At 38.3% G+C, this 19,921-nt stretch carries 19 protein-coding genes; 5 read left to right on the top strand and 14 right to left on the bottom strand.

Features of this window, described 5'->3' with window-relative positions; genetic code table 11:
* Positions 1–30: 30 nt before the first annotated feature.
* From M2M59_RS02370 to M2M59_RS02335, 8 genes are all read right to left on the bottom strand, one after another.
* The gene (locus M2M59_RS02370; protein WP_244946659.1) at positions 31–345 is read right to left on the bottom strand and encodes a cupin domain-containing protein; all 315 of its coding nucleotides are present in this window, start codon (positions 343–345) and stop codon (positions 31–33) included.
* Positions 346–359: 14 nt separating this feature from the next.
* On the bottom strand, positions 360–2,093 hold the full coding sequence (locus M2M59_RS02365; RefSeq protein ID WP_249775363.1) for a hydantoinase B/oxoprolinase family protein: 1,734 nt from the start codon (positions 2,091–2,093) through the stop codon (positions 360–362).
* Position 2,094: 1 nt separating this feature from the next.
* Entirely contained in the window at positions 2,095–4,137 is a 2,043-nt protein-coding gene (locus M2M59_RS02360) for a hydantoinase/oxoprolinase family protein (protein ID WP_249775362.1), read from the bottom strand.
* Between the two features lie 24 nt (positions 4,138–4,161).
* Complete coding sequence (locus tag M2M59_RS02355) at positions 4,162–4,707, bottom strand: helix-turn-helix domain-containing protein (protein WP_249775361.1); 546 nt, start codon at positions 4,705–4,707, stop codon at positions 4,162–4,164.
* 424 nt (positions 4,708–5,131) lie between these two features.
* A complete protein-coding gene (locus M2M59_RS02350; protein WP_249775360.1) occupies positions 5,132–6,610 on the bottom strand; it encodes a sodium:solute symporter family protein in 1,479 nt (492 codons plus the stop codon).
* Positions 6,607–6,807, bottom strand: coding sequence for a DUF3311 domain-containing protein (locus M2M59_RS02345; RefSeq protein WP_147195214.1), 201 nt, complete (start codon positions 6,805–6,807; stop codon positions 6,607–6,609). The genes M2M59_RS02350 and M2M59_RS02345 overlap by 4 nt, the downstream gene beginning before the upstream one ends.
* Before the next feature lie 60 nt (positions 6,808–6,867).
* Entirely contained in the window at positions 6,868–8,055 is a 1,188-nt protein-coding gene (locus tag M2M59_RS02340) for a M20 family metallopeptidase (RefSeq protein ID WP_249775359.1), read from the bottom strand.
* A gap of 21 nt (positions 8,056–8,076) precedes the next feature.
* Entirely contained in the window at positions 8,077–9,324 is a 1,248-nt protein-coding gene (locus tag M2M59_RS02335; RefSeq protein ID WP_249775358.1) for a Zn-dependent hydrolase, read from the bottom strand.
* 197 nt (positions 9,325–9,521) lie between these two features.
* Here M2M59_RS02335 and M2M59_RS02330 point away from each other — a divergent pair, with 197 nt between their 5' ends.
* From M2M59_RS02330 to M2M59_RS02320, 3 genes are read left to right on the top strand one after another with little or no spacing between them, the layout of a single operon-like run.
* Positions 9,522–11,357: a helix-turn-helix domain-containing protein gene (locus tag M2M59_RS02330; protein WP_249775357.1), complete on the top strand. Its 1,836-nt coding sequence runs from the start codon at positions 9,522–9,524 to the stop codon at positions 11,355–11,357.
* A gap of 32 nt (positions 11,358–11,389) precedes the next feature.
* On the top strand, positions 11,390–11,779 hold the full coding sequence (locus M2M59_RS02325; RefSeq protein ID WP_249775356.1) for a hypothetical protein: 390 nt from the start codon (positions 11,390–11,392) through the stop codon (positions 11,777–11,779).
* Positions 11,780–11,812: 33 nt separating this feature from the next.
* A complete protein-coding gene (locus M2M59_RS02320) occupies positions 11,813–12,178 on the top strand; it encodes a hypothetical protein (RefSeq protein ID WP_249775355.1) in 366 nt (121 codons plus the stop codon).
* A gap of 44 nt (positions 12,179–12,222) precedes the next feature.
* On the opposite strand, the gene M2M59_RS02315 is transcribed toward M2M59_RS02320, so the two are convergent.
* Positions 12,223–12,654, bottom strand: coding sequence for a hypothetical protein (locus tag M2M59_RS02315; RefSeq protein WP_249775354.1), 432 nt, complete (start codon positions 12,652–12,654; stop codon positions 12,223–12,225).
* A gap of 12 nt (positions 12,655–12,666) precedes the next feature.
* The gene (locus tag M2M59_RS02310; RefSeq protein WP_249775353.1) at positions 12,667–13,167 is read right to left on the bottom strand and encodes a GNAT family N-acetyltransferase; all 501 of its coding nucleotides are present in this window, start codon (positions 13,165–13,167) and stop codon (positions 12,667–12,669) included.
* Positions 13,168–13,307: 140 nt separating this feature from the next.
* Between M2M59_RS02310 and M2M59_RS02305 the strand changes: the two genes are divergently transcribed.
* A complete protein-coding gene (locus M2M59_RS02305; protein WP_249775352.1) occupies positions 13,308–13,835 on the top strand; it encodes an N-acetylmuramoyl-L-alanine amidase family protein in 528 nt (175 codons plus the stop codon).
* 307 nt (positions 13,836–14,142) lie between these two features.
* Complete coding sequence (locus M2M59_RS02300; protein ID WP_184117524.1) at positions 14,143–14,487, top strand: DUF4181 domain-containing protein; 345 nt, start codon at positions 14,143–14,145, stop codon at positions 14,485–14,487.
* A 228-nt stretch (positions 14,488–14,715) separates the two neighbouring features.
* On the opposite strand, the gene M2M59_RS02295 is transcribed toward M2M59_RS02300, so the two are convergent.
* The 4 genes from M2M59_RS02295 to M2M59_RS02280 form a co-directional block, all read right to left on the bottom strand.
* Entirely contained in the window at positions 14,716–15,972 is a 1,257-nt protein-coding gene (locus M2M59_RS02295) for a helix-turn-helix domain-containing protein (protein WP_249775351.1), read from the bottom strand.
* 119 nt (positions 15,973–16,091) lie between these two features.
* Entirely contained in the window at positions 16,092–17,729 is a 1,638-nt protein-coding gene (locus M2M59_RS02290; RefSeq protein ID WP_249775350.1) for a M4 family metallopeptidase, read from the bottom strand.
* Between the two features lie 236 nt (positions 17,730–17,965).
* The gene (locus tag M2M59_RS02285; protein ID WP_249775349.1) at positions 17,966–19,039 is read right to left on the bottom strand and encodes a helix-turn-helix domain-containing protein; all 1,074 of its coding nucleotides are present in this window, start codon (positions 19,037–19,039) and stop codon (positions 17,966–17,968) included.
* Between the two features lie 81 nt (positions 19,040–19,120).
* Positions 19,121–19,717: a class I SAM-dependent methyltransferase gene (locus M2M59_RS02280; RefSeq protein ID WP_249775348.1), complete on the bottom strand. Its 597-nt coding sequence runs from the start codon at positions 19,715–19,717 to the stop codon at positions 19,121–19,123.
* Positions 19,718–19,921 lie beyond the last annotated feature (204 nt).

The raw sequence follows: 19,921 nt of genomic DNA, 5'->3' as shown, positions 1-19,921 counted from the left end.
ACTTGTAAAAGCTTCTATTCTCTCTTTGCATTACTTAGATTTCACTAAGGCATATACTAATTCGCAATCATTTTCTCCGCCTACACACCAATGGTATTCGCCTGCTGGAATATAGGAGGCTTCACCTGCTTGAATCTTGTATGGATTTCCACCACTTTCGCCAGATAAAGAACCTTTAATAATAAAGGAGTATTCATGCTCTTCATGAACAGTCGTTCCCTCTAAAGGAAGCCGTTCACCGGCTGGTATGGTAACATAGCCAAACTTTACTTCTGCATCTTGAAACTGATTTTGGAAGAGAACCTGTACAATATCCTCTGTAATCATTGGTTGTTCGATTTTCATACTCATTCCTCCAATTATGATCTTCTAGGGAGCTCTTTATAGTCAAAGGTAATCGGATTTACTTCCACTTGGAAGTGTTCCTTCGCTTCTTCAATGGTGAAATATCCATTTTTCACGTCTTTGGCTACTTGTTCTGCCGGGCGTTTTTTCGGGCTTCCGTAGCCTCCGCCTGTTCCAGTCATTAAGCGGATCACATCATTTTTTTGTAGTTTATAACGCGGATACACACCATATGGTCCGTCTACTTCGCCACTAGCTTTATGAATATAAAATTCATTTGGCGAGCCTTCGTTACCGCCGTTCATACCCCAAGGATAAAATTTATTACGCCCAAAGGTTACTGTAGCAGCTTGTCCATCTGTTAATGCACGATATGAACGAATGACCCCTTTTCCGCCAATGTATTCCCCTGCACCGGCACCATTTCCATCCGCTCGAAGGCTGTATTCATCAATCAACACACCATAACGAGTTTCTGCCACTTCAACCGGGACATTATAGGTTTCTCCATCAGCCATACAGAATTGACCAGAAGCTCCGTCTTGGCCCTGTCCGCCTCCCCATCCACCAACGGATGGTTCTACAATTAGGAATGGCTCGTCAGTATCTTGATGATTACCTGACAGAGTTACAGCGCATACAGACAAATGATGCCCTGCAGTCAGGCGATTTGGAAGATGCGAAGCTAATGCTTTCCAGACTAAGTCCATACCTCCTAATAATGTCTCGAAGTAGTTTGACACTGGAACAGGACGCTCAGCCGACATAATCGATTTTGGATCAACAATTACTTGGAGCGGCCTAAAGACACCATCATTCACATCTTGTTCAGGGTTCGTAATAGCTAAGAAAATTGTACGCACAGCTGACATCAGACCCGTGTATGAACAGTTTACTGGACCAGGAACTTGCGGACTGCTTCCTCGGAAATCACATATAAATTCATCATCTGTAATCGTTACTTTTACTTTAATCTTGAATGGGCCATTGCCGATTCCATCCGTATCAATAAAATCTTCAGCCTCAAAAACACCCTTAGGTAGTTTTTTAATCTCTTGTCTTGAGATGGTTTCACCATGATCTAAGAGATAATTAATCGCTGCTACGATAGTTTCCTTACTGTGTTTTTCACACAATTCCTTTATACGGCGGTCGCCTGTACGCAAAGCAGCTACCTGAGCCCACATATCACCTAATGAAAGGTCTGGGAAACGGACATTAGAACGAATGATTTCAACGATTGCCTCATTTAGGCGGCCTTCATCATAAAGCTTAATACAATTAAATTGCAGGCCTTCTTGAAAAATATCAACAGCATCATTCGTAAACGAGCCCGGGTCTTTCCCCCCTACTTCTGTCCAGTGAGCCTTGTTAGCAGAAAAAGCAATCAGCTCTCCCTCATAAAAGATTGGCATTACAAGCCCTACATCCGATAGATGGGAGCCCCCACCATTGTATGGATCATTGATAATAAACACATCGCCGGGCTTTATTTTTTCGCCGGGATACTTTTTGATTGTTTCTTTTACCATAAATGTAAGCATCCCGATGAAGCCTGTGACACCATTACCTTGTGTAAGAAGATTACCTTTTGCGTCTGTTAAACCACTTGCATAATCTAACACTTCATAAATGATTGGGCTCATCGATGTTCGAGCAAGAGCGATAAACATTTCATCCCCTGCCGCCAAAAGAGAATCTTTCACAATTTCCAGCGTAAACGGGTCCACTTTCACAGAAGTAATCATATTACTTTTCCTCCATTTCGATAATGATGTTTCCGTAGGTGTCTAAATGCAGTTGCTGGCCTTCATAAATAACCGTCACAGCCGCTTTTTCTTCAACTACAGCAGGTCCCTTAATGACCTTATTAGATGGGAGCTTTTCACGATCATAAACTGGTGTATTGATCCATCCTTTCTCCTCAAAGTAAACTGCACGGAATTCTTTCCGAGCTTCTAGGACTGTCCCTATCCGTTCAATTTTTGCAATGACCGGCTTAGGTACTTTACCGAAAGCTGTTACGTGCAAATTAACAATTTCAGTCGGAGAATCTTCTAATTTAAATGTATAGTTCTTTTCATGAAGAGTATGGAATCTCTCAATAATGTCTCTCTTATCTTCTTCAGACCATTTTCCCACAGGGACTGGTACCTTTACCGTGTGTTCTTGACCTAGGTAACGCATATCTGCGAAACGATGGAACTCTACTTTATCCTCTGTCATGCCTTCATCCACATAATGACGAAGTGCGTGATTCTCAATTTCATCCCACTGTGCAGTTATTTCATCTAAAGATAGTTCATTCATTCGCTTGATATAGGTTTGAATATAATCATGTCTCAAGTCCGTCATCAGCATGCCCCATGCGGAGAATACCGGAGATGCGATTGGGACAACGACTTTTTTCACACCGAGTTCAAGAGCAAGAGCAGGCGCATGCATAGAGCCACCTCCGCCAAAGGCTAATAAAGTGAAATCTTGCGGGTTATACCCTTTACGGATGGAGATTAACTTTAAAGCATTCAACATATTCGAATTGGCAATACGAATAATGCCTAAAGCAGCTTCTTCAGCTGTAATGCCAAATTGATTGCCGACTTTTGTTTGAATGGCTTCTCGCACTTCATCCATATCTACATCGTAATCAAAATTCTTAGGTGATAAGCGACCAGCCAATAAATTAGCGTCCGTAGTAGTCGGCTCAGTGCCGCCTAATCCATACGCCACTGGTCCTGGCAGAGCTCCAGCTGATTGAGGCCCTACTTTTAGAGAACCTGCATTATCGATCCATGCAATCGAACCGCCTCCATTGCCGATTTCCACGATATCAACTACAGGTGCCTTTATAGGGTAGCCCGCGTTACGGCTGTCTCTTTCAATATAGTAATCTGTTGAAACCTTCACTTCTCCATTTTCGATTAGTGAACATTTAGCCGTTGTCCCGCCGATATCAAATGCAATAATATTCTTTTCTCCAATTAATTCACCTAACACAGCAGCCCCAAAGATACCAGCAACGGGTCCTGATTCAACCATATTGATAGGCGCTTCCTTTGCATTGTTAAACTTCGTTGTCCCACCATTTGATTGCATAATGTAACGCTGATCGCTCTTTGTTTGTTTTTGTAATTCTCTATCCAGCTTATCCACATATGTGGTAGCTGCCGGTTGCACATATGCATTTAGAACTGCTGTATTCGTTCGTTCATATTCACGCCATTCTTTTGTAATATCACTTGATGCAGTGACAAACACTTCAGGCCATAGTTCTTTAATTATTTTTACAGTCTCTTCTTCATGAGCTGAATTTACATAGGAGTGCAGGTAAGAAACAGCAATAGATTCGACGCCTTCACTTTTAAAGTACTGTATACACTCTTCAATATCTTTGCGATTCAGCGGTGAAAGTACCTCTCCCTTATAATTCAGGCGTTCATCCACCTCAAGGCGTAAATGACGTTCAACAAACGGTTCAGGTTTTTCGTATCTTACGTTAAAAAGATCCGGTCTGTTGCCCCTTGCAATTTCAAGGATGTCGCGGAAACCTTTTGTAGTAATTAACCCCATTTTGGCACCCTTACGTTCTGTCAAAGCATTAATAATCACGGTAGTACCATGAATAAATGTAGATAACTCTCCACTTTGAACATCAGCCTTCTCCATTACATCTAAAACGCCTTTTTCAAAATTAGGTGGAGTCGTATTACTTTTTGCAATTCCAATAACACCGCTATCATCAACGTATACTAAATCTGTGAAGGTTCCTCCGATATCTGTTGCTACTCTCATTTGATCTACACTCCCTTTTTTAAATTAAAAAATAACAGGTGTTGAGACGCTTAAAATCTTGGTTTCATTTGAAGTAGGATTTTCCCATGCATGCAAAAGTTCTGAAGGAAAATGGACTGTGTCCCCAGCTGTCAGGTGATAAGACTCCCCATTGATCGTAAATATTACTTCACCCTCTAAAACATAGTAAAGCTCTTCGCCTAAATGGCTATAGCTATGCTCTTCTTTCAGATGAGGGGGAAGAATTACTATTAGCGGTTCAAGTTTGCGATCGGGAAATGCACCCGATAACCGTATATACTTCTGCTCTCCTCCATTTACCTTTAACGTTTTTTGCTCCTGCTTTTTGATGAGATAATTCTGATTTACTTTATCGTCTTCAAAAAAGTAGATCATAGGAACATCCAAAGCAGTTGCTAATTTCTTTAGCGAAGTAATCGATAATGAAGAAGTTCCTCTTTCAATTTGTGAAAGAAAACTTAATGAAAGTCCCGTCTCTTCGCTTAGCTCTTTTAATGTCAAATTCTTTTGCTGCCTTAATTCTTTGATTTTCTTATAGATGTCTTCCATGTTGCTAACTCCTAAAAAATTATAGTAGTACTGTAAATCATATTCTTCTTAATCCTTTGAAATGCTTTTAAATTACAGTGTCACTGTAATTTTTATCATAGTAACACAATATTTTTTGATAATCTATAATTTTTAGAATATTTATTATATTTTATTTCCAATATATCTTTTGGAATTACAGTATAAGTGAAATTATTATTTCTCCTATTACTCACCGTACTGTATGAGTGAATTACAAGAGGATGCTAGGGACTTAAATTGCTTTCTTTCGGTAGTAAATTGCCTCAAAGCGGTGGTAAATGTTGTGGGAGCGGTAGTAAATTGCCCAAGAACGGTGGAAAATCGACGTTCACCGAGGGTAAATTACCCCATCAAAAAAGTCTTCAACCTCCGAAGAGGCCAAAGACTTTAATTATTATAGCTATTAAGCTACTTGCTTATCAACAGAATCCTCGACAGTAGCTTGCGTTTTAGTTAGAGCACTTACGCCAAATGTCACAATAAGATTGACGATCAACGCTACTACACCCACGTTAAGATCCTTCACAAATTGCGGCAATGATGGGAAGAGTGTTCCGATTGTAGAGCCACTGATTGTAATGTAGGCCACCATGAATACACCGACAGCAATCCCTGCGAAGGCACCCGCCTTTGTCACTGGATTCTTTTTGCCAAGACTGAAAACAAGTGCAGGGAATAATTGAGTTACTAGGCTATAGCCCATTAACAGTAATGTAACAAGTGTATCTCCACCCTTGAACGTAAAGAACAGTGCAACAATCGCCATAACTGGCACAAGGTTTTTCGCTAATTTTGAAATTTGTTGGTCTGTAGCTGACGGTACAAATACCTTATAAACATTCTTAGCAAGCAAGGTAGATGAAGACATCATAATCATTGAACCTGGAACAATAGCAGTCAGCAATCCTGCCGCACCGATTAATCCGACAACCCATGGATCAAAGGTTTGCATGGAAAGCTTTAATAAAGCTAGGTCTCCATCTGCTCCTTCTAAGCCTTTCACTTGAAGAATTGCGGCAAACCCTACAAAGAATACAAATAATAATACTAGCTGATACAATGGCATGATAATAGCATTTTTCTTAAATACACGTGCATTTTCGGCAGAGTAGATCGTACCGAATGTATGAGGCCACATATAAAAGCCTAGTGCAGTCAATAAGACTGTTGAAATAAACCAAGAGGTACTTAAGCCTGCATCTGGAAGTGCAAGGAAGCCCGGTTTTGCTGCTTCAATTGATTCGAACATCGGCTGGAAACCGCCGTAATAATGCATCGGCAAATATATTCCTAAGAATAGGACAATACCGAGTATCATCGTATCCTTGATTACCGCTGTCCATGCAGAGCCGTGAATACCTGAAATCATGACATAGACAGTTACTGAAATTACACCAATCCAAATGGCAGCTGTAGAAGAAATAGAGCCACCAGATGCTTCAGCCACAATAATCCCCAAACCTTTAAGCTGTAAGACCAAGTATGGAATAAGCGCTGCCACACCAACAAGTGAGACAAATACGCCTAGATAAGGGCTTTTATATTTGCTGACAAAGAAATCCGATTGGCTCATCAGCTTGTGGTCTTTTGCATATCGCCAAACGGCTGGCAATAACCAGTACGACATGATATAAGCCAAACAGCCATAGCCTAGAATGTAGTATGTTGGACCACCTTTACCATATGCCCAGCCACTACCACCAAGGAATGTAAAGGTCGTATAAATTTCCCCTGCCATCAGCAAGAAGACAAAGATAGTGCCGAATCCGCGGCCGCCGACTGTCCATTGTTCAAGGTTCATATCCTTGCCTTTTTGTGCTCGAACGCCCAAGAAGATGGATAGCAATAAAAAACCAAATATGATAACTAAAGCAATATTCATTGTACTTCCTCCTTCTTATTCTCGGGGTCTAATTTGAAGACGATAGCCATAATACCTGAACTCAGCACTACCCATAAGACCACATAAAATAGAAGGAAAGGCATGCCGAAAACATACGGTGTCACTTTATTAGCAAATGGAATGCCACCTAGCAATCCGACGAATGGGATTAGGGCAAGAAAATGATGCAGTTTCATTGAGTAACCTCCTTATTTTATAAGAACCGCCGGATACCCAGCGGCTCTAACTTTTACTATTTATTTACCTAAGAATTTAAACACCGCATGCAGGAATGTTTTCACTCCAATTTCAAGCGCATCTTCGTCTACTGTAAAGCGTGCATGGTGGTGTGGATAAGTGATTCCTTTTTCTTCATTACCTGCACCTACATAGAAGAAGCAGCCTGGCGCTTTTTCCATGTAAGCTGAAAAGTCCTCGCCACCCATATTTGGCTTCATCAGATCAAGTGCTTCCTCGCCAAATACTTCACGCACCGTTTCCTCAATCACTGCTGTTACTTCCTCATCGTTAATCACAGGACGGTAGCCAAACTCATATTTGAAGTCATATGTCGCTTCATGTGCTTCAGTAATCCCTTTAATAACGCGTTCCATCTTTTCCGGAATGGTTTTACGAAGGTCAGCATCAAAGCTGCGAACAGTACCGCAAATATCCACAGATCCAGGAATGACATTATGTGTTGTACCACCTACAAATTGCGTTACAGAAAGTACTAGATTGTCTAGTGGATCTGTATTGCGTGATACAATATGCTGTAAATTCGTTACAACCTGAGCTGCAACTGCAATGGAGTCAACCGTTTGATGCGGAAGAGCCGCATGCCCGCCTTTTCCGTTGACTGTTAACCAGAACGTATCAGGAGCTGCCATCATCGGGCCATATACAACACCGATCTTTCCAAGTTCAAGAGGTGACCATAAATGAGTACCGATGACAAGATCAACGCCATCCATTACACCTGCTTGCACCATTTCTTCTGCGCCGCCTGGGAACAGCTCTTCAGCATGCTGGAAGAAGAAACGGACTTCCCCTTTGATTTGATCTTTTAATCCAGAAAGAATTTTAGCTGCGCCTAGAAGCATAGCTGTATGGCCATCATGACCACAAGCATGCATAACGCCCGGCACTTGGGAAGCAAATTCAAAAGTGTTTTCCTCATGGATAGGAAGTGCATCCATATCCGCTCTTAGTGCCAATGTTTTGCCTGGATTAGGGCCAATTAAACGAGCCATCACACTTGTTTTTGTTGGGCGAGAAAGCTCTAGGTTGCCAAACGATTCTAGCGTGTCATACACAAATTTTGCTGTTTTTTCTTCTTCAAAAGAGAGTTCCGGATTTTCATGCAAATGTCTTCTCCATTTAATAACATCCTCTCTCAAATCTTGTGCTGCTTTATTTAAATCTACTGTTACGCTCTCATTCATTGTCATGTCTCCCCTTTTCTACTAATCTATCGTTTCGTTTACTTTTTGGACTGCTAGCATTAAAAGAGTTTGGCAAAGAATGTTCGCGCCGTCCGCACAATCATCCTTTGAACTCCATTCAGCAGGATCATGGCTGATGCCATCCTTCGAGCGAATAAAAACCATCCCCATTGGACATAAATCTTTAAACTGCATACCATCATGTCCGGCGCCACTTGGAAGATATGTTTTTTCAAGTCCTACTATGTCAAATGCCTCTTCTACTGCTTTCTTTACTGAATCTGCACATGGGACCGGTGTAACGCGCTGCAAATCTTCTATCGTTAGGCGCACTCCTTGCTTTTCACAAATATCATAAGCTTGTTCACGAATTCGTGTTTCCACCTCGTCGCGCACTGCTTCATCCGTATCACGCAAATCGAGTGTAAACTCAGCTCTGCCTGGGATAATATTAATGCCACCTGGCTTCACATCCAGCTGACCGACTGTACCGACTGTTGTGCCATTTCGACCGGCTTCTGTTTCAATCGCAAGCATTATTTTCGCTGACGCTGCCAATGCATCCTGACGAATAGCCATTGGAGTTGCACCTGCATGGCCTGCTTCCCCTTCAATGATGAATTTCTGCCAGAGAGGACCTGCAATCCCTGTCACAATGCCCGCTGACAGTTTTTGTGTCTCTAGCACTTTCCCTTGTTCGATATGTAGTTCAATATAAGCTTTGACTTTCTCTGGTCTTCTAGCTGCCCGGCCGATAGATTCAGGATTCAGCCCATCAGCCTTCATCGCCTCCGCAATAGAGATTCCTTCTTTATCCCTTTGCTCTAAATCTTTCTCAGTAAGCGTGCCCGCAACACCGCGGCTGCCAATCATGCCAAAGCTAAATCTTGCGCCTTCTTCATCCGTAAAAGCAATCACTTCAATCGGATGCTCTGTTTCAATTCCTTGTTCGTTCATACTCTGCAATGCATCAATCGCAGCCAAAACACCAAGCGGCCCATCAAAATTTCCTCCATGGAACACGGAATCAATATGCGACCCTGTCAAAACTACACTCGCGTCTGGATTCTTCCCTTCTTTTCTGCCGATGAGGTTGCCAACTTCATCCTCCCAAACTAGCAGACCCGCTTCCTTCATATAAGAAGTGACCAATTCCTTTGCTTCCCGTAATTCCTTTGTAAAAGATAAGCGGATTACTCCACAGCCTTCCGCCTTACCAATCTCTCCAAGACGTTCAAGCCGGCTCCATAATCTTTCCGGGTTTATCATGATTGCCCCCTTCCCGACATCGTGTGATGGCTAAAATTTTGTGTTAAGAACCATTATAAAACTTTTCTGAATATTTGTTATGTTTTTGAAAACAAAATTAGCACTAAATTTTTGTGTAAATCTACAAAAAGTAGAGAAAATAGTTTGAAAATTTATTATAATTGATAAATATTATCTAGAATATGAGGTGACGCCAAATGAAAGAAACATTGAGCCATCGCCAGCTGCAATCTTTAATCGAGGTTTCGAATGTATTGAATTCAACTTTAGATATTGATACGGTAATAGATTCCATCATGGACCAAACAGTTTCTATTACAGAAGCAGCACACGGGGGTGTTTTATTTATCTATGACAAGGTGCAGAATGTTCTTTTGCCCAGATCTAATAGACGCTTCACAACAGCTCTATCCGAAGTGCGCCTTCGACCTGGCGAATCGATGACAGGCTTAGCCTTCAATGCACGAGAGTGTTTGATTTTCAAAAATAGAGTGGAAGTAGAAAAAGCTACTGCTACTTTATCTGAGAAAAATTCAAAGCTAATGTACGCCTCTGTCCCGATGCTTCCCTACTCTTCCATATGCTCACCTATTCTTTCGAACGGTGAATGCATTGGAGTTATTACCCTTGATTCCTTTGATCCGAACCTACAGTTTGTGCCTCAGGATATTCATTTGCTTAATGCTATTGCACATCAGGCTGCAGTTGCATTAGAAAAAGCCAATCTATATCAAGAACAGGAACAGACAGTCAAAGTATTGGAGAGATTAAACAATACAATCATCGATCAAAACAAAATACTTTCCCGTTCAGTCGAAATTCATAAAAATCTTGCGACGCTCGTATTAAAAGGAGAAGGACTGCAATCTATTATCAGTTATTTGCATGAAATCACAGGCTATCAAGTTTTCCTATTCGACGAGTTAGGGGAAAACATCTCCCATGCCTATGATGTAAGCTGGAATGACGATAAACTGTTTAAGCTAAAGGAAAAAGTTCAAAATACAATGCAAACCACCGAAATCGTGCGTTCTTCCATTGAAAGAACAATCAACCCACATTATCCATACATAAACCTACTTACTATTGGTGCAAGGCCTGAAATTTTTGGTTCACTCGTTGTAGCAGCTAGTGAGAAAATAGATGCCGTCGATTTGGCAGCATTGGAACACGCGTGCACTGTCATCTCACTTGAAATAGTGAAAGAGCAAGCTATTTTTGAAGCAAAAGAACGGATAGATGGTGAATTTATTAATGACCTCCTTGCTGGTAAAATGGATGATGCGCTCGTTCAAAAAGCAAAGCAGTTACATTTTGATCCGAGTGGAAATTATATTGCCCTCATCTTGCGTATAGATGAAGAGGATCAGCTTCGAACCAGCATCAGCCGGCATTTCATCCAGTTGGCTAATCATATATTTTCACATCATCAAATAAAAGGAATTGCCGTCAGAAACCATGACCAAATCGTTATGCTCATGACCTTTCCACAAAAGGTTTCTGTCTCTTATACCACAACGCAAATAAAGGAGCTTGTCTCAAAACTCCAACACGAGTATGTGGTCAAAAAATGGGGCGATGCGTTGTCAATTGGCATCGGCCGGATTCATCCAACACTGCAAAAAGCAACAAAGTCATTACAGGAAGCGGCAAAATGCTTGCAGTTCATGAGCAGTTACGGAGAGAACAACAAAGTCGTCAGCTATAAAGACTTAGGTGTTCATCAGCTGCTTCTTCAAAACACGGAGGATGAGCTAATGGAATTTATATATGAAACGCTTGGTCCACTCATCCGATATGATCAAAATAAAAAAGGTGGACTGCTCCCTTCCCTATTTGCCTATCTGGAATATAACCAAAATGCAAAAGAAGCAGCAGAAGCCATCCATGTTCATACAAATACACTTCTCTACAGGATAAAGAGAGTGGAAGAAATCTTAGAGACCAACCTATCAAACAGTCAGCAATTTCTCACCATCAACCTTGCCGTGAGCCTTTATCCGTTTCTGCAGGAGAAGATCGAGATGAGCTAGAAATTTAACTCAATTAATTAGGAGAATGAGAGATGAAAACTCTAAAAATAAATGCCATGTTAATCGGAATTGCTGCATTGATCGCAATAGGCTATTCCATTTTCAAGATTTCTAATGGAAAAGAGATGGGATTTAATGAGGTAGGTACAATCGGGGTGTTATTGATGATGTTTTTCTCTACCATCACCTGGGGAGATAAAATAGACCAAGATGGCATATTACAGGAGGAAGAACTTGGTCAAAGAATTACAGAAAAAAGCTCTAAAATAAGTTACTTTCTTCTACTATTCTTTATTGTAGTAGCTGTAGCTGCCGATAAATTAATAAATGGGACAATCAATGCTTTTTTATTAGGTCTATTAGGTTTAGCGATGATTATATTACCTATTGTTGAATACGTGGTTGCTAAAAAGTATCAGTAAAATAAAAGAATCGTATTGAAGGAGAGATAAATGATGCATATTTATTGGTTAGGCGGAGGGCTCTTTCCTCTTGATTGGGAGTTTTGTTTTTTAACAGTCTCCGAATACAAGGAGAGATTAATTGAGAAACGAAAGAGCAACCCTGATTATTTTGATTTAAAAACAGGCGGAATGGACAAATTGTCTGCTCTTATAGATGAACGCGTGAATTTTGCTCTAAATAACTTTCGTGAGGAATTTAATGAACATGGTAATGCATTAAGATGCCCACCCCTGATTATTCCAATTCCCCGTGGAGATATAAGTAACGGGGCAGATTTTATTATCATTTTAAAGCGAGAGGAAGATGGAGACACAGCAGTTTACTCTCCATACCCTATCTCATACTTAGAAACATGAGGGATTCTGTATCGACAGAACAAACTAAAAAGCAACTTCCAAAATTAAGATAGTTGCTTTTTTATCAAAACTAACAAATCATTAAATGCTTCTTTATCAAGAAAGGTATAAGGTTCATCAGATTCTGCATCAATCACAAAAGTACCCTGTTTTGAGAGATATAATTGAAATGATCCACCACTGCCGCCAATAAGGACTATATAATCGTCTCCCAACCACTTTGAAGTTCTAATACGTTTTACTTCAACTTCCCTCAAAACTTGTATAAATTTTGTTGAATCAGCTTGATCAAAATCTATTATTTTGGCTTCCTTATCACTGATGTTAATTAAGCTAACATCCACTTTATCAAAATTAACATCAGTTAAGATATCATTCGCTAAGGATTTTGTTTTAAAGGTATTCATATAATGTATCCCTGTCCACACTAATAAAATAATGACTATAACTGAAAAACCAATCTTTAATTTTCCCATTCAGATTTCCCCTTATAAATACAAAACCATATGTTCTTCATCATAATATGTATTATCAACCTTTAATGCCCTTTGCTCTTTTGCGTATATCGAAAAGCCACAGGTGGTGTACAACTTTATGGCAGGGATATTAGTTGATACAACGCTTAAATATATTTGCTCAACGCCTTCTAAACTTTTCGCTTTTTCAATTGCTTCATAGATTAAAGTCTTTCCTAATCCACTTCCTCGCTTTTCAGGTTTAATGTACATCGCTACAATCGTTGCTCTGTGATTCAGCTTTATTAATGGCTCTCTAAATAAGGTGACCACTCCCACTAGCTCGTTCTCTTCAAAAGCACCCAAAGTAAATGAGTTCACGGGATCAGTAAATCGCTCTTTATATTTCTCTGCTGTTTGGTTTTTTTCTTCTTCGTAGGTTGTGGCAAAAGCATCTGGGCTTTGTTGGAGAGCTTCAAGCCTTAGAGAAAAATAGTCCTCAGCGTCATTAGTTCTTAATTGTCTTAATTCCATATGCGTCCCCTCCTTTCTATAAATATACGGTACAACAATATCGTATTCCTCTAAGCTATAAAAAATAATTAAATGTCCCTTTTTCATCATTCTTCTCTATGTACTAGATGAAATAATAAAAAGTTATGGAGGAATATATTATGTTACTACTATTTGATTATGGCCATGGAGGCAGAGACCCCGGAGCTACTGCAGGTAAAAGAAAGGAATCAGACGATGTATTGAAACTCGGAAAAGCCATTGCAGCCATATTGCGAGAAAAAGGTCTAACTATCGATGAAACGCGAAATCGTGATGTCATGATTTCTTTGCTCGCTCGCAGCAATCTTGAACACAAGAAAAAATATGACTACTTTATCTCGTTTCACCGCAACGCAGCAAAAAGTTCTAGTGCCTCGGGAGCAGAAACCTTTGTTTATCTTACTAACAACAAAAAAGCTAAAGCTCTCGCTACCTCAATACAACAAGCAATGGTGAACCTTGGATTTAAAGATAGGGGTGTGAAACAGGCTGACTTCCACGTTCTACGGGAAACCTACTCACAAGCGATTCTTATTGAAGTTGGCTTTATCACTAATAAAACAGATAATGAACTCTTTGATTCCAAATTTGATCAGCTTACCAATGAAATCGCGGCAGCTATCTATAAACATTCTGTTTCTTACTAAGTCTATAGCACAATTTCTTCCCCCCTGAATCCTAGGCCGCAAAACATTTGGGTAGCTTATGACTTAAATTGCTTTCTTTCGGGAGTAAACTTCCGCTCAGCGGTTGTAAATGGAGAGAGAACGGTAGTAAAACGCTCGAGAACGGCTGGAAATCATCTAAGAACAGCGGTAAACCTTCCTAACTTTTTTCCTCTATGCATTTAAATTTTTATCAACTCTTAGAATGAATTTGTAGACTCTTCTTATCTTATTGAATATTCAAAAATCAATAAGTATAATAGTATAAAAAAGGTTGGAGTGTATTATATTGCTAAAATTTATAATTATTTTTTCTGTCTTTTGTATTATTGTTTGGGCTTTAGATTTACTACTAAGAAAAAGCTTAAAAATCCCAAAAGATAAGGATTACCGCTTTGTCAATTCTACACACAAAAAAATTGAAATCTCCATGATTTTAATTTTCCTATTTGTTTTAGTTTTTAGTAACTATAAATTCCCACTCGCCATGATCTTATTAATTTCTTTTGTTTTAATTCGAGCTTTTATTGAATGGAAATATGATAAAAATAGAAGAGAATACATCATAACGCTTATTTCAATTTTCACCTATCCGACTTTTATAAGCATTGCTTATTATTTGTCTTTTAATTGAGTTATAGTGAAAATAAAAAGAGTGGTTCCCCTTTTTGTAGGAGGAACCACTCTTATTCTATTTTAAAGGGGGGTATTTTGTTCAGATAAATTTTCAATCAACTTCTTAATATTTTATACCAGGGATAATATCATGGTCTGGAAATTCTAGACCTACATATAGACTTAAAGCACCTGTTAAAATTAATGTGAATACTAATAATTGTTTTCTTTTCATTTTGTTTTCCTCCTAATTGTGACGAGCTTTATTTGCTAAACGATAAAGCTCGCTCGCTTTTTTGTACTTAGTATTTTGGAAGTAATAGTTTGCTAGCTTTTCTGCATATTCCACAACGTACTGGTTTAACTGTTCTTTTTCAAAGAAATCGATCGCCTCCCGAAGTGTTTCTTCATATTGCTCATTTTCCAGATTTCTAATCTCCATATATTGAAGATGAAAGTGAAAATGGTATTCTCTATAAGGAAAAGTATCTAATAAAGACAGTCCCTTATCACACCATTCCATTGCTGCTCCAAACTGTTCCAGTTTCATATATTCTTTCGATAGCAAATAAATTAAACATAATAATTCATTACCCGATAATTGTGCAGACTGGAAGGCAGACTGTAGCTGATCAATAGCTTCTAGAGAACGACCCATATCTGAATAAAGATAACCTAGATTATGTTGCGTGATAGCAATTGTATGCGTTTTTTGTAATTTCTCAGAAAGCTGCAAGGCTCTTTTTAAAAACTTTTCAGATTCATAATAATCTTGAATTCGGCGTTGATTAACACCTATTAAAATTAATGAATCAAGTAAATTTTCAATATCAAATTCTGCTTCAAAGGATTCGATAGCATTTCTAGCAACCTGAATGGATTGAAAATACAAGCGATGATGTGTGTATAACCAAGCTTGGTTAAAGTAGATTCTACCTTTTTCAATCTCTGAAATTTCAATAAGCTTCATTAAGCCTATTAGCTTTTCATTGCATTTCATGGCTTTATGAAATTCCTCTTTCCTACACAGATACAAACTTAAGTAGTAATAATAATCAAAAAATATTTGTGGCCACTGGGAAAGCAGATCAATCGATGTTTGATGGATTTTTTGATACTGAATGGTAGACTGTTTGACTTGTCCTGTAAAAACATATAATCCAAATAAGTAAATATCGTACTGTATACGAATCTCTTGCGATTGACTTTCTTGAATTAGACCATTTAACTCTGGAATGAGCTTTTCAGCTTCTGAAAAGTTTCTGTTTTTTACATTCCCTTTAAACTGAGTAAAAACCCTCAGTAATCCCCCATCAAATTCATTCACTGCTTCCTCCGAGTCAAGTCCCAGCCTTTCACATAACATGTTGATGACTTCCTCACTCGCCGTGGCTACACCATTTTCGATTTTTGAAAGATAGGAAATTGCACATATTCCATCTGCTAGATCTTTTTGCGTAATGTTTTTCAGTTTTCGAAAGTAACGGATTCGTTCACCGATCAATTTGTCTAATCCCTCCTCCCACTATTCCTTATTAATAGTTTAATTATTCCATTAAATTAGAACAATAGGTTGGAGGGCCTAAAACAAACCGGTATACTATGAATTAATTATTAATATTCCTAGTTGACGCCAACTTTTGTCCACGCGGATGCCACTCCATTGTACTGTGTGCTTCCTGTGCCGTATAAATCAGCTGCTGATGCTAACATAGCTGCACGTGCTGCGCTAAAATTACTTTTTGGTGAAAGATAAACGGTTAGCGCGCGATAGTAGATTTTTTGAGCTGCATCGTATCCAATGCTTTGGATTGTATTATAAGCTGCTTTGTTTGGAATACCACTGTTTGTGTGGACACCGCCATTATCTGATGTAGTGTTGACATAGCCGCTCATATTATCCGGCTGGCCATATTGAGTTGGATTGGACAAACTTCTTAATGCATCACCTGCAATTTTAGGTGTGTACACATCTTCACCTATTAAGAAATTCTTTTTATCCATAAACATCGCAAAGGTATCAGAAATTGATTCGTTAAGTGCACCTGATTGTCCTTGATACTCTAAACCGGCGGTTCTTTCTGTCACGGCATGGGTAATCTCATGTCCTACAACATCAAGAGATCCTGATAATGATGTAAAGGTAGTTCCATCTCCATCACCGTATACCATTTGTGAACCGTTCCAGAAAGCATTATTATAATTTCTTCCATAGTGTACAGTAGAAGTTATCGTTGCGCCTTTATTATCAAAACTATTACGATTGAAAGTATTTTTATAATAATCGTAAACAACGCCTGCATAGTAGTGTGCATCTACATCGGCACGTTGATTTGTAGCATTAAAGTTGTCATCAGGATCGACAGAGTAGCTTCCTGGCAGGCTGGATAAATTTTTAGCAGTTCTAGTTTCAATCACGCCTGTCATTGCCTTAGTTGTATCATATAAATAGTAAGTGCCGCTTGAATAATAGGTATTCAATTTCTTCGTATCTCCAAGAACTCCTACGCCTGTCCCTTCTGTTACTGCATTATAGGAATCGATGACACTACCAGTTTCCGCGTCTACATAAACAACCCAGTTCGCTGGATAAGGATTAATAAATTGGAGATTAACTTTGTATGCATTATAGAAATTATCTCCTTTTTTATAAATCACCTGTTTTCCTTCCTCGTTGGTGCCACTTTGTTTTTCTCCTTTTGGTCCAACTTCAAAGTCAACTAGTGTTTCATCTTTTGTCAGATCGATAGATTTCCAAGCATTGTTGATTGCTTCTTTTTTCGTAAGGTTTGTTTTCAGTTTACCCTTACCTTTAAAGTAATCTCCCGCTTCAACGAATACGTCACCATTGACAGCAGTTACATAGCCCTTCTCATCTGTGTGAACTTTTAGTGCAGAACCATCAACCGGAATACCTTGAACAGATTGTACAAAGTCAAAGTGTTTACTTCCGATTTCGTCCTTCGTTACATCCAATAATGTTAAATCTTTCTCTACATCAAATGGATAGGTTTCTTTATTATCTTTAAGGAATTGTTTAACCGCTTCTTTGTCTTTATGCGGTTTGTTTGAAAGTTTCCCATGAATGAAGGTAGGAACGGCTTGTCCTTTTTTCTTGGTTACGTTTTTCTCATTACCAGATTCCTTGATTTTTGCTGCTAACACATTTTGAGAATTTGTAGCGTGGGCAGTTGACGAAAACGGTAGTACGGCACCAACAGTTAAACTAAGAGCAAGAGCGATAGATGTACCTTTTTTCATAGATTATTCCTCCTAAGATTTATTTTTTGTAATTTTCTAAATCTTATCACAGCTTGCTAGTTTGGTAAATTGGGAAAACTAGTTAAAAAACCTTAAAATATCAGCATTAATAGAGAGGTATTTTCCTCAACTTTCAAAGCTTCTGAACTCTCTTCAATAAAATAATTTTAAAATAAAAAGCCTAATTCTCTATTATATAAATAGAGATTAGGCTTACTAAAATACGGGTGATATAATTATCTATTTTTATGAATGAGCTCTATATATTGTGTATCTCCATACCCTATGGTTGGGAAACGAGTAAACAATCTATTCACTAATTCCATAGTAGGTACATCTTTATTTTTTGCTATATATTTCACTACAGCATTGTCTTCTTTAAGCATATCTAAATAAATTTCTATGGCCTGATACATTACTGAAAACACGTCATTCTTTGGTCTTTGATGTTTTACTAGCACTTCTTTATAAATAGCAGAATAAGTACCCAATTTAAGTTCAGTTACATTCACTTTAAACTCATCTTCTCTAAAACTATATAGGAATATTTCTCCCTTATAGTTGGACTGCTCCAGATAAGCAAGCATTGTAAGTAGGTTCATTTGACAAAACAAATCTTCTCCAAACCATAAAACAATACATTTATACTGTTTAGTAAACAGGTTATCTAATGGCTCGATAACTTTTTTAAAATAATTTTCTACTGAATCATTGTGTCCCTGAGCACGAGTTTTCACAAACTCTTCATCGAACACTTGGCTAGTTGCTGCATTTACGCACATGGCTTCATTAAATGGAACGTAATCAGAATCACCCATTAGTTTATTCTCTTTAAATTGTTCATACATAAATTGACCGTTTAATACATTTAGTACATCTCTATCAAATAGCTTGCTTGACTGCCTTTTTAATTTTTCAACCTCTTTTGTTGAAATAATCATTCCATCCCACTCCCCTTCTTTTTCTAGAGTAAGTTTAATAAATGATTGAACAGGCATCTCATTAAGCTGAAACTCTCTTGGATTCAGGCCAAAAACGCTTTTAAAAGCTCTGCTATATGCTTCTTGCGAAGAATAACCATAATCAACAGCGATATCAATTATTCTCCTATTATTTTTCAAATCATCGGTAGATAAATATAGCTTTCTCAGAAGAACATATCGTCTAATCGTTATACCTGTTGCCTGATGAAATTTAAAGGAACAATAATATGGAGAATAGCCCATATAGCTAGAAAGCTCTTCTAATGAAAAATCATTTTTTAACGTAGCTTCTATCCAATCAATCATATGTTGTATCTGTTCATTCATCTATCTCACTCCTCTATTCCATTATAGGAGGACTTTATTTCATCATTTTGATATTTCTTGTGATTAAATTAAAGAGCGGGATCATTTTACGCAGCTGGCTATAAACATTGATGCATCTTGGTTCATAAAAATTCGTTCTCCATGATAGAATGTCTTCATTTCTGTTGATGTAAATCCTGCTTCAGCGAGAGTGGTCTTTAATTCTTCATGAGCGAAACCGTTATGAACTTTCGGATGGTAGATTTTTTTATTTTCATCAAAATCGACAATGATTAGTTTGCCGCCAGGATTTAATATACTGAACAACTCTTGCAGTATTTTTTTCGTATCTGGCACATGAAGGAGCACTAAAGACATGAAAACAATGTCGGTTTTCAACGCTGGTGTTTCCACTGTAAAATCCGAATAAAGTACCTTGGCATTTGTAATTCTCTTTTGATTAATTTTTGCTTTAGCTACTTCTAGCATTTGCTTTGATGAATCAATCAATAAAACAGAATCAACCAAATCAGCTATCTCCAGACTGACCAGTCCCGTTCCACTTCCGTAATCTACTAATGATTGAGATGAGCAATCTTGCAATTCCTTCCTGACTTGCTTTGAAATCACCTTAGCTAATTGCATCCTATCTACCGTGTCGTACCTTTTCGCCATTTGTTCAAATACGTTCTCTTCCATTTTACTTTCCTCCACTTTTAGAAATATGCTATTTTACCTACAACAATAATTGATATCCTTTAAACAATTTGCACACCCTTTGATTTCCGCTCACAATTACCTTTTGAAAGACAAATAGTTATTAAATATTAATTCCATATTAATCCTATTTACTGATGCATCAACTTTTTTTTATTACTATAATAGTATTACTTTTATCATAGA

This window comes from Rummeliibacillus sp. G93, assembly GCF_023515935.1.
Lineage (GTDB): Bacteria > Bacillota > Bacilli > Bacillales_A > Planococcaceae > Rummeliibacillus > Rummeliibacillus stabekisii.
This window is presented reverse-complemented; position numbering and strand designations above follow the sequence as displayed.

Coding starts and splice junctions, on each gene's coding strand:
- M2M59_RS02350 (WP_249775360.1), bottom strand. CDS start 6,610: ATGAATATTGCTTTAGTTATCATATTTGGTTTTTTATTGCTATCCATC.
- M2M59_RS02370 (WP_244946659.1), bottom strand. CDS start 345: ATGAAAATCGAACAACCAATGATTACAGAGGATATTGTACAGGTTCTC.
- M2M59_RS02355 (WP_249775361.1), bottom strand. CDS start 4,707: ATGGAAGACATCTATAAGAAAATCAAAGAATTAAGGCAGCAAAAGAAT.
- M2M59_RS02340 (WP_249775359.1), bottom strand. CDS start 8,055: ATGAATGAGAGCGTAACAGTAGATTTAAATAAAGCAGCACAAGATTTG.
- M2M59_RS02280 (WP_249775348.1), bottom strand. CDS start 19,717: ATGGAAGAGAACGTATTTGAACAAATGGCGAAAAGGTACGACACGGTA.
- M2M59_RS02305 (WP_249775352.1), top strand. CDS start 13,308: ATGTTACTACTATTTGATTATGGCCATGGAGGCAGAGACCCCGGAGCT.
- M2M59_RS02345 (WP_147195214.1), bottom strand. CDS start 6,807: ATGAAACTGCATCATTTTCTTGCCCTAATCCCATTCGTCGGATTGCTA.
- M2M59_RS02330 (WP_249775357.1), top strand. CDS start 9,522: ATGAAAGAAACATTGAGCCATCGCCAGCTGCAATCTTTAATCGAGGTT.
- M2M59_RS02315 (WP_249775354.1), bottom strand. CDS start 12,654: ATGGGAAAATTAAAGATTGGTTTTTCAGTTATAGTCATTATTTTATTA.
- M2M59_RS02365 (WP_249775363.1), bottom strand. CDS start 2,093: ATGATTACTTCTGTGAAAGTGGACCCGTTTACGCTGGAAATTGTGAAA.
- M2M59_RS02290 (WP_249775350.1), bottom strand. CDS start 17,729: ATGAAAAAAGGTACATCTATCGCTCTTGCTCTTAGTTTAACTGTTGGT.
- M2M59_RS02325 (WP_249775356.1), top strand. CDS start 11,390: ATGAAAACTCTAAAAATAAATGCCATGTTAATCGGAATTGCTGCATTG.
- M2M59_RS02335 (WP_249775358.1), bottom strand. CDS start 9,324: ATGATAAACCCGGAAAGATTATGGAGCCGGCTTGAACGTCTTGGAGAG.
- M2M59_RS02360 (WP_249775362.1), bottom strand. CDS start 4,137: ATGAGAGTAGCAACAGATATCGGAGGAACCTTCACAGATTTAGTATAC.
- M2M59_RS02310 (WP_249775353.1), bottom strand. CDS start 13,167: ATGGAATTAAGACAATTAAGAACTAATGACGCTGAGGACTATTTTTCT.
- M2M59_RS02320 (WP_249775355.1), top strand. CDS start 11,813: ATGCATATTTATTGGTTAGGCGGAGGGCTCTTTCCTCTTGATTGGGAG.
- M2M59_RS02285 (WP_249775349.1), bottom strand. CDS start 19,039: ATGAATGAACAGATACAACATATGATTGATTGGATAGAAGCTACGTTA.